7 protein-coding genes and 1 pseudogene are annotated in these 9,460 nt (G+C 71.8%); 5 read left to right on the top strand and 3 right to left on the bottom strand.

All coding sequences use genetic code 11. The features are described from left to right. Window positions 1-921: pseudogene (locus tag ACWD3D_RS27880) on the bottom strand (hypothetical protein); the annotation flags it as partial. A gap of 72 nt (window positions 922-993) precedes the next feature. Here ACWD3D_RS27880 and ACWD3D_RS27875 point away from each other — a divergent pair. The 5 genes from ACWD3D_RS27875 (at window position 994) to ACWD3D_RS27855 (ending at window position 7,352) form a co-directional block, all read left to right on the top strand. Then, a complete protein-coding gene (locus tag ACWD3D_RS27875; protein WP_451463543.1) occupies window positions 994-3,510 on the top strand; it encodes a helicase C-terminal domain-containing protein in 2,517 nt (838 codons plus the stop codon). A 386-nt stretch (window positions 3,511-3,896) separates the two neighbouring features. Beyond that, window positions 3,897-5,393, top strand: a complete 1,497-nt coding sequence (locus tag ACWD3D_RS27870; protein WP_451463542.1) for a restriction system modified-DNA reader domain-containing protein — start codon at window positions 3,897-3,899, stop codon at window positions 5,391-5,393. Window positions 5,394-5,574: 181 nt separating this feature from the next. Beyond that, window positions 5,575-5,847 (top strand): hypothetical protein, encoded by a 273-nt coding sequence (locus ACWD3D_RS27865; protein WP_451463541.1) that lies wholly within the window; start codon window positions 5,575-5,577, stop codon window positions 5,845-5,847. After that, window positions 5,844-6,251, top strand: coding sequence for a PIN domain-containing protein (locus tag ACWD3D_RS27860; protein WP_451463540.1), 408 nt, complete (start codon window positions 5,844-5,846; stop codon window positions 6,249-6,251). Before ACWD3D_RS27865 ends, ACWD3D_RS27860 begins: the two co-directional genes overlap by 4 nt. A 228-nt stretch (window positions 6,252-6,479) precedes the next feature. Beyond that, window positions 6,480-7,352 (top strand): hypothetical protein, encoded by an 873-nt coding sequence (locus ACWD3D_RS27855; protein ID WP_451463539.1) that lies wholly within the window; start codon window positions 6,480-6,482, stop codon window positions 7,350-7,352. 28 nt (window positions 7,353-7,380) lie between these two features. Here the strand turns inward: ACWD3D_RS27855 and ACWD3D_RS27850 are convergent, their stop codons facing one another. Both ACWD3D_RS27850 and ACWD3D_RS27845 read right to left on the bottom strand, forming a co-directional pair. Further along, window positions 7,381-8,022 carry an RloB family protein gene (locus ACWD3D_RS27850; protein ID WP_451463538.1) on the bottom strand — a complete coding sequence of 214 codons (642 nt, stop codon included), beginning with the start codon at window positions 8,020-8,022 and terminating at the stop codon, window positions 7,381-7,383. Next, window positions 7,967-9,343, bottom strand: a complete 1,377-nt coding sequence (locus ACWD3D_RS27845; protein WP_451463537.1) for an AAA family ATPase — start codon at window positions 9,341-9,343, stop codon at window positions 7,967-7,969. Before ACWD3D_RS27845 ends, ACWD3D_RS27850 begins: the two co-directional genes overlap by 56 nt. Window positions 9,344-9,460: the final 117 nt, after the last annotated feature.

Genomic DNA, 9,460 nt, shown 5'->3' with positions numbered 1-9,460 from the left:
GCCGGGCGGCCAGGACCAGCTGACCTGGGCCCGCCGCGGATCTGGCAGACGCCGGCGTACGGGGGCGGGGGCGGGGTCCGGCGTGTCCGCCTCGCCCGTCCCACCCGCCTTGCCGGTCTCGTCCGTCTTCTCCGGATCGCCGTCCTCGGCGTCCTCGCCGTCCTCGCGGGGGCGGGGCGGCGGCTTCAGCAGGGCGGGGATCTCCACCCCGCCGATGAACCCCGGTACCCGCACCCCGTCGCCGAACTCGCCGAACGGCCCCGGCTCGACCCGCCACCACTCGGGTTCGCCCACGGTGTCGCCGAGCCGGTCCAGGCCGATCACGTGCGGGGCGGACGGATCGGGCCAGTAGCCGGAGTCCCCGGTCTCCGCCGCCCAGTCCACCCCGCTCGTCCCCGCCGCACCGCCCGGCTCGGGCACCGCTTCCTCCGGTGCCGCGTCCCGGCCTGTGCCCCGGTTCTTACGGAACGGCGACGCGCCCCACCGTGATCCCTCTTCGTGGTGCTCCGCCTCCGTGCCGCCCGCTCCGACGGGCCCCTCGGCTGCGGGGCGGGGCCGGAACACCCCGCGTCGGGGCGCCGGCACCGGTCCTGCCGGGGCGTCACCGGCCTCGCCCCCCGTCTCCCGCGCGGAGGTTGCCGAACGCGGCGGCGGCAGCGGCGCCGAGGGCGGTACGGGTTCCCCGCCGCCGGCCGACTCGGCGGCGGCGGCGACCAGTTCGCCGGGTTCTCCGAGTCGGCCGATGATGCGCCGCACGGCGGCCGGCGAGTCGGCTCCGGCCTTCCCGCGCTGCTTCTCGATCTCGTCGCGCACCTGGGCGACGAGCCTCATCCGGGCGCCGGAGGAGAGCTGTTGTCGCTGTGCCAGGTCTCCGACACGGCTCAAGAATTCGTAGACGAGCTGGTCGCTCTCGATCCCCACGTGGCCCGTCCCCTCGGTTCCCTCCGGCTGACCTGCTCCGACCGTAGCGTTCCAGGGGCTACCGTGGGACGGATGGGGACGACCACACCACCGCGCACGCTCGCCGAAGCTCTGCGTGTCCGCGGCGACGAAGCGCTTGCCGGGCTGCTGCGCGCCCGTCCCGACCTGCTCACGCCGGTGCCGGGCGACATCACCCAGCTCGCCACCCGAGCAGGCACCCGGGCCTCCGTGGTGCGCGCGCTGGAACACCTCGATCGGTTCGCGCTGCAGACCGCCGAGGCCCTCGCGGTGGCCCCCGATCCGGCGCCGTACGACACGCTGTTGCGGCTGCTGACCGGCGACGGGCACGACGACGGCGCCCACCACGACAGCACCGGCGCCGCCATCACGTCGGCGCTGCCGGGCGCCCTGGCGACCCTGCGCGAACAGGCCCTGGTCTGGGGCGAGGACGAGCGGCTGCACCTGGTGCGCACCGCCCGGGAGCTGCTCGCGCCGTCCCCGCAGCACCCCTCCCCCACCGGACTCGGGCCGACCGTCGCGGAGGCCACCGCCGGAATGTCGCCGGGCCGGCTCCAGGAGATCCTGACCGCAGCGGGACTCTCCGCTACCTACGACCCGGTCTCCGCCGTGGCCGCGTTGACCGCCCTCTTCACCGACCGCACGCGCATGGCGGAACTGCTGGACTCCGCGCCCGTGGAGGCCCTGTCGGTGCTGGACCGGCTGGTGTGGGGCCCGCCGTACGGCGAGATCACGCCGAGTCCGACCCCGCCCGTCCGCTGGCTGCGCGACCGAGGTCTGCTGCTCCCGGTGTCGGCGCGCACGGTGGTGCTGCCGCGCGAGGCGGCCCTGCATCTGCGGGCCGGGCGCGCCCATCGCGTACCGGAGCCGATGCCGCCGGTCGTCCAGCCGGTCGCCGAACGCGATCCACAGGCTGTGGACAGAGCGGCGGCCGGGCAGGCGTTCCTCGCCCTGTCCACCATCGAGGACCTGCTGAAGCTGTGGAACGGCGGCGGCCCCACCGTGCTCCGTTCCGGCGGGCTGAGCGTGCGCGAGCTCAAGCGGGTCGCGAGCGCCCTCGACACGACGGAACCGGTCGCCGCGTTCTGGGTCGAACTCGCCTACGCCACCGGTCTGCTGGCCGCGGACGGCGAGAGCGACGAGCACTACGGCGCCACGCCCGCCTACGACGACTGGCTCGAACTCCCCGCCGCCCAGCGGTGGACGCGTCTCGCGCTCGCCTGGCTGGCGGCCACCCGTACCGCCGGGCTGGTCGGCGGACAGGACGCCAAGGGCCGCGCCCTGTCCGCGCTCGGCCCCGAACTCGACCGCTCCACCGCCCCCGACGTACGCCGCCGGGTGCTCGCCCTCTTCGCCGCGCTGCCGCGTGGCACCGCGCCCGACCCCGCGACCCTGCTCACCCGGCTGCGCTGGGAACGCCCGCTGCGCGGCGGTTCGCGCGGCGAGGTCCACCCCGCGCAGGAGAGCGCGAGCAACACCTCCGACCTGCGCTCCCGCATCGCCCTGTGGACGGTCAACGAGGCGGAACTCCTCGGCATCACCGGCCGCGGCGCCCTCTCCTCCCAGGCCCGGGCACTGCTCCCGCCCGCCCCCGGAAGCACCGGCACCCCGGCGGGCCGCCCGGCGACCCCGGCCGACGCCGCCGCCGCGCTGCTCGCCCCGCTGCTGCCGGAACCGCTCGACCACGTGCTCCTCCAGGCCGACCTGACGGCCGTCGCCCCCGGGCCGCTGGAACGCCCGCTCGCCGACGTCCTCTCGGTCCTCGCCGACGTCGAGTCCAAGGGCGGCGCGACGGTCTACCGCTTCACCCCCGGCTCGGTGCGCCGCGCGCTGGACGCCGGACAGAGCGCCTCCGACCTGCACGCCTTCCTCGCGAAGCACAGCCGCACCCCGGTACCGCAGCCGCTGACCTACCTGGTCGACGACGTGGCCCGGCGCCACGGCCACCTCCGGATCGGCGCCGCGTCCTCGTACGTTCGCTGCGACGACGAGTCCGTACTCAACGAGATCCTGGCCGACAAGCGCTCGGCCGTGCTGCGGCTGCGCCGGCTCGCCCCGACCGTCCTCGCCTCGCAGACCGACCCCGCCTCGCTCCTCGACGGGCTCCGCGACCTCGGTTACGCCCCGGCAGCCGAGTCCGCCGAGGGTGACGTCCTCATCACCCGCGCCGGCGCCCGCCGCACCCCGCCGCGTACCGCCCCCGTGCCCGTACCCGAGGGGCCGCCGGTACCGGACGACACCCTGCTCGGCGCGGCGGTACGGGCCATCCGGGCCGGTGACACGGCCGCCACGGTGGTCCGCAAGGAGCCCGCCGCCGAGTCCGGCGCCCCGTCCGGCACGCTCCCGCGCACCTCCGCGGCGGACACCCTCGCGACCGTCCAGGCCGCCGCCATGACGGGCTCCACGCTCTGGATCGGCTACGTCAACGCGGAGGGCGCCGCCAGCCAGCGCGTGATCGCCCCGGTGCGGGTGGAGGGCGGCTTCGTCACCGCGTACGACCACACCGCGGACGAGGTCCGCACGTATCCGCTGCACCGGATCACGGGGGTCGCGGAGCTGGCGGAGGAGTAGGGCCACGACCGGCGGGCTGTGCCCGTGTGACCGCAGGGCCGGTCCGCAGCCCTCATACCGGCAGCTGGAGCGGGCGGTCGAGAAGCCCTGCCCCGACCGCCGCTCACGACGGCACCTTCCTCCCTGCGCGCCAGGAGCGGATCGGTCCGCTCCCACAAGTCGTCCGGCACGATCCACGGCGAAGTCTCCCTGCCCAGCCAACACCCAGCTCCTGACGTGGAAACGACCGCCATGGCCTTGCCACCTCGCCGTGCAGCCGCTGTTACGACCATGTCAGGTTCCTGGCCGGCGGACCCACATCGATGCCCTTCGTCCAACCCTCAGCATCAGGCAAGCGTCTCTGCGACGATCAGGTCTCGTCGGGAGCGAACGAAGGGCGGGCACCGATGTCGGATTCGACCGCGGACGGCGTCGAGGAACTGGCGGCCGGACGGGCCTCCTACCTGATCGGTGGACGACGGGTCCGTGTTTCGGACCTGGTGGACGCCCACCTGCTCGCCGCGGGGACACAACTCACGTTCCTGCGTCAGCGATCGGGGCAGGAATACACCGGCTTCGTCACCGTGGACGGCAAGATCGAACTGCCCAACGGCCAAAGGTTCCCCACCCCCTCGAAGGCAGTGGCCGCGGCCACTGGACGGGGCCCCTATGACGGCTGGACCGCCTGGCGGCTGCCCGACGGCACGCTGCTGGACTCCTTGCGACAGGCGTTTCTCGACGCGGCTGCGGAACCGATGTCAGGCGATGTGGCACCGGACGACCATTCGGCAGCTCGGCACGCCTGGTTGAAGCACGCCCGGAAGCAGGCTGACGCCTCGGCACCGATCACACTTACCGTCCGCAACCTCCTGGCGTGGTGGGGCGCTTCCCGACGCGGCTACCTGGTCAGCGATCAAATAGCCGCGGAACTGGCGAACCACGGCCTGTCCACCATGCCGGACTTCGCGGCGGTCGGCCTCGACGACCAGGTCACCCTGACCGGGCCGCCGGTGGATACCGAGGACGGCCAAGAGGCAGCAACCGAGGACGAACCGACGTCAGGGAGGCCAGTCGCTGAAGGGACGCCCGGTGAGCCGGAGGCGACGGAGCCGGAAAGCGCTCCCCTGACCACCCCGCCGCCCGGCACCTCTGTCGACAAGAAGATCGAGGACGAGGACGAGCCCATACAGGGTCAGACGGTCGGCAACCTGCGCTCTGCCCTGGGAGGAGTGACATCGGTGAAGTCCTCTGCCAGCTTCGAGGAAGCCTTCACCAAGATGCGGCTCAACGGGTTCTCGCAGCTTCCGGTCCTGAACGGGACTCGCAATCTCCAGGGCGCCGTCACATGGGAGTCCATGGCGCTTGCCCGTTACACAGACACCGAGGCACCTTTCGCCCGAGCGATCGTCAAGGCTCACGCCGTCAGCTACGCGGATCACCTGATCGACGTCCTGCCGCATCTCGAAAAGTTCGGCTTCGTCCTCGTGAAGAACCAGACGAACGAGATCGCCGGCATCGTCACCATCGCCGACGTGGCCGCGGAGTACGGCGCGACAGCCAGGCCGTTCCTGCTCATCGGCGATCTGGATCGACAGTTGCGCCGGGTCATCTCAGAGGGTCTCGACCTGGCGGACGTGATCGCGTTGTGCGACGCGGACGGACGCCGCAAACTCACCGCGTTCGGCCAGCTCTCCTTCGGCGACTACCAGCGCGTCCTGAGCAACCAGGAACAGTGGGACAAGCTCGGTTGGCGGCTGGACCGCAAATCATTCGCGGACTGCCTGAACGAGTTGCGTGAGGTTCGGAACGAACTCATGCATTTCAACGACAAGGACAAGGCCGGCGACGCGGCCATCCCGATGCTGCGCAACATGATCGAGCTGCTGCGCGAACACGGGGGGTGAGAAAGGGCGCCCCACGTCGGCAGCCCGACGCCTCTCGACCTCGGACCAGGAGTCGTCACGGCTCGATGCCGACGTGCGTACGCGTCCGCGAGAGCGCGTCGCGGTGAGGCCTTGCCTGCCGTACCCCACTGCGGTACAGCAGCCCACGTCACTGTAATAGTGACTGTCGTACACTGAGGCCATGAAGCCGACCCGAGCCGGCACCACCGAGAACATCTCCGTGTCCATGCCCGCAGAGCTGATCAGTGAGTTGCGATCCCGGACAGGTCGCCGTGGCCTGTCCGGCTACATCACCGAGGCCGTCAGGCATCAGCTCGCCATGGACGGACTCGCGGACATCGTGGCCTCGCACGAAGAGGAGCACGGTGCGCTCACGGAGCAGGAGGTCGAGGACGCCCGGCGGGAGCTCTTCGGGGAGGAGAACGCACGGGCCTCCGGCAAGGACGCCGCGTGAAGGAACAACCGGCCCGGTCCGTGGTGCTGGACTCGCAGGCGCTCTCCCTGCTGCTCCGCAACGACCGCAGGATGGCGGCACGCATCGAAGCCTCCCGGCAGGCCGGGGTGCCCGTCATCGTGTCCGCGCTGACCATCGTCGAAGCCGTCCAGGGCAAGACGGACATGGCCCGGCTGCACTGGCTCCTCTCCCGGCTCCGGGTGGAACCGGTCAGCCAGGACGACTCCCTGACCGCGGTGGCACTGCTCCGGGACTCGGGCGGACTCCACGGCCACAAGTACGCCATCGACGCCCTCGTCGCGGCACTCGCGCTCCGCTCCCCCAGCCCTGCGATCGTGCTGACCTCCGACCGCGACGACTGGTCGAAGCTCTGCGGTGAGCGCGTCCTCATCAGAGACGTGTGAGGGGCAGCACCGCGACTTCGACACCGGTGAATCCACGTGGGTGACGAAGGCGGCGGATGATCAGGGGCGCCCTCGGGGTGGCCGGTTTCCTCACCGCCCTGTTCCCAGGGGGCCACTTCCGGCGTTGACTCGCCCGGAAGGATGCCGGGTCCGCGCCGGTCCCGGCGCCCGTGCGACCGCGCCGGAGGACGGCCCGGGGCCGCAGGGACGCTCGGGAAGGGACGCCTGATGAGTTCTGCGAGTTCTGCACGGCCTGCCGACGCCATGACCCCGTTCGACGACACCTACGACCAGCCCGACCCCCGCGCGTTCTTCCGGGGGCTGGGGCCCTGGGGCTACCAGACGCCGCACCACGCCCAGAGCGTCTTCCGCCGCCTGCTCGGCGCCCTCGCCCTCCGACCCGGCGAAGCCGATCCGTCCGCGACCACGGTGCTGGACCTCTGCTGCTCGTACGGCATCAACGCCGCCCTGCTCAACCACCACCTCACCCTGAGCGACCTCTACACCCACTACACCTCCGAGGAGGCCGCCGCGCTGACCACCGCCGGGCTCGTCGAGCGGGACAGGGAGTTCTACGCCGCCCACCGGCGCCCCGACGCGGTCCGCGTCCTCGGTCTCGACGCCGCCCCGAGAGCCATCGCCTACGCCCGTGCCGTGGGCCTGCTCGACGACGGCTTCGCCGAGAACCTGGAGACCGCGCCCCCGAGCCCCGCCCTGCTGCGCGCCGCGCGGGACGTGCGCCTCATCACCGTCACCGGCGGCGTCAGCTTCCTCTCTCCCCGGACCTTCGGGCCATTGCTCGCCGGGGCGGACGCTCCGGTGTGGGTGGCCGCGTTCGTGCTCCGTACCGGCAGCTACCGGCCGATCGCCGACTGCCTGGACGCACACGGCCTGACCACCGAGAAGCACACCGCCCAGACCTACCCGCAACGCCGCTTCACCGGCGAGCAGGAGCAGCGGTACGCCGTCGCCGCCACCCTCGCCGCAGGCGAGGACCCGCAGGGCAAGGAGACCGAGGGCTCCTTCCACACCGCGCTGTACGTCTCCCGCCCTGCGGCGGAGGCGGAGGGGAGCCCGCTGGGGGCGTTGCTGCACCCGTGAGGCCGGGAGCGCGGTCACCGCGGGCGCGCTATGGCCTGCGCCCCCTGGACTCCTTGAGCACCTCCACGAGGCGGTCCACATCGGTCCAGGGGTTCACGGCACGCCCCTCCGCCACCTTCGTCGCCCGCTCCCGAAGCGCCTGGGCACGGCCCCTCGCGTCCGCGTGCCCGGTGCGCAGCGCCTCGAAGTCCAGGTGCTTGCGGTTGCTGGAGTAACCGCACACTCCGAGCTTCTCCAGCGTGCGCTGCGCCTGGTCCGAGGTCAGGTAGCCGAAGCTGTCCTGGAAGTGCAGCAGGAGCCACAGCTCGAAGCAGGGGTCGGAACGCACCACGCCGATGCCGTTGCGCTCGGCCAGACGCAGAGCTTCCGGCAGGGTGGGGTGCGGAACCGGCGCTTCCACGTCGATGACGCACCACACCTCGTCGTACGAGGTCCAGCGGTCGGCCGAGGAGCGAGGGGCACGTTCCTTGTGCGCGATCGCCTCCCGGACCAGGGAACGGGGTTCGCCGTACCGGCCGCCCAGTTGGATGGTGACCGGCAGCGCGCGGAGATCGGCTCTCAGCCCTTTGAAGTACTGCTCCTCCGTGCACTCCCCCTCGCAGTAGATGAGGAACCTACGCTGCTCCTCGCGAGCGCCCTTCGTCCGCTTCAGCGGTTTTCCCCGCTTCACGCCCACCCCCGTGCCGGAAAGCTGCGGCCATCTCCCGCAGCAGGTCGTCCTCCAGATGCGGAACCGCGCCGTACCGCCCGCCGAGGTACCGCTTCTCCAGGTTGTCGCCGGGTTCCCCTCCGCCGGAGTCCCGCACCACGAACTCGGTGAGCGGGAACAACCGGGTGGACAGGGTCTCCGGGTCCTTCTCGGTGAACCACACCTGGTCCCGGAAGAGTTCCGTCCGGACGTTCCGCCCGAGCAACGCCGCCTCGTGGGTGCTGAAGACGAGCTGCGCGCCAGTGGTGTTGGTGTCGGGCGACTGGAACAGGCCGACCAGCGCGTCGACGAGGTACGGGTGCAGGCGCGCGTCGAGTTCGTCGACGCAGAGCACACCGCCCTCGGTCAGCGTGGTGATGACGGGTCCGATCAGTCCGATCCAGGTGCGGGTACCGCTCGACTCGTGGGCGAGGTCCAGGGAGAAGACGCCTTCGGCCGTGCGGTGTTCGATCCGCACCTGCCTGCGGGCCGCCTCCTGCACCTGGAATCCGTCCCCCAGCGCCTCGCGGACAGCCTGCACGACCCGTTTGCCGCTCTCCAGGACCTCCGGCTCCCACTCCTTGATCTCAAGCCCGGACACCCCGAGGTCGGCGTACCGGAGCAGCGTCGACATCGGCCCGTCCACGGCGTGTTCCTGGTCCGACAGACACAGGTCCACGGTGTGGTCGAGGCGCAGCGAGAAGTCCTCGTCGGTCGCCATCCGCAGCCCCGCGCCGAACCAGCCGAACACCTCACTCAGTTGATCGTGGCCCTGTGCGGCGGCGACGGAGAGGTAGAGACTGTTCGGCCGGAGCAGCTCGGCGATGACCTTGCGCCGGCCCGTCAGCCAGCGCCCGAAGGTGACCCCCTCCTCGGCGTCGCGCTCGTAGAGCCGCCGCTGTCTGCCTTCGGGGTAGTAGTAGAGCCACTCCTCGGTGATCCGCCGGGCATCGACCGAGAAACCGAACTGGTGGCGGACACCCTTCAGCACGAAGTCGACCGCGAACGAGCTCGGATGGGCGGCGGCGTCCGCTCGGAGGGCGAACGGCCGACGGGGAACGCCTCCGCGCGGGTCCCAGGTGCGGAACGAGGACAGCACCGCGTCCCGCATCCAGCCGATCGCGTCGATGACGTTCGACTTGCCCGAGGCGTTGGTGCCGTAGACCGCGAGGACGGGTACCGCTCGCAGGTCACCGGGGGCCGTGGCCTCGGCCCGCTCCGGCCGCTCGACCGAGGCGACCAGCGACAGCTCCTGCTCCTCCCTGAGGGAGGCGTGATTCATCACCTGGAACCGCAACAGCATGGCAGCTCCCCAACGCAGTCAGGATTGTCGTTCAGGGCCTTGTATCGTCGTTGGCGAGTCCTCTGCTGGACGCGGCCCTCGCGGTCGCGCTCGGTGGGGACTGTCCGGCGGACGCGG

The organism is Streptomyces sp. NPDC002690 (assembly GCF_053592415.1).
This window is presented reverse-complemented; position numbering and strand designations above follow the sequence as displayed.

What these genes read in the sequence shown, in the direction of transcription:
- ACWD3D_RS27845 (WP_451463537.1), bottom strand. Translation starts at nt 9,343, where the DNA reads ATGCTGTTGCGGTTCCAGGTGATGAATCACGCCTCCCTCAGGGAGGAG.
- ACWD3D_RS27865 (WP_451463541.1), top strand. Translation starts at nt 5,575, where the DNA reads ATGAAGCCGACCCGAGCCGGCACCACCGAGAACATCTCCGTGTCCATG.
- ACWD3D_RS27875 (WP_451463543.1), top strand. Translation starts at nt 994, where the DNA reads ATGGGGACGACCACACCACCGCGCACGCTCGCCGAAGCTCTGCGTGTC.
- ACWD3D_RS27855 (WP_451463539.1), top strand. Translation starts at nt 6,480, where the DNA reads ATGAGTTCTGCGAGTTCTGCACGGCCTGCCGACGCCATGACCCCGTTC.
- ACWD3D_RS27870 (WP_451463542.1), top strand. Translation starts at nt 3,897, where the DNA reads ATGTCGGATTCGACCGCGGACGGCGTCGAGGAACTGGCGGCCGGACGG.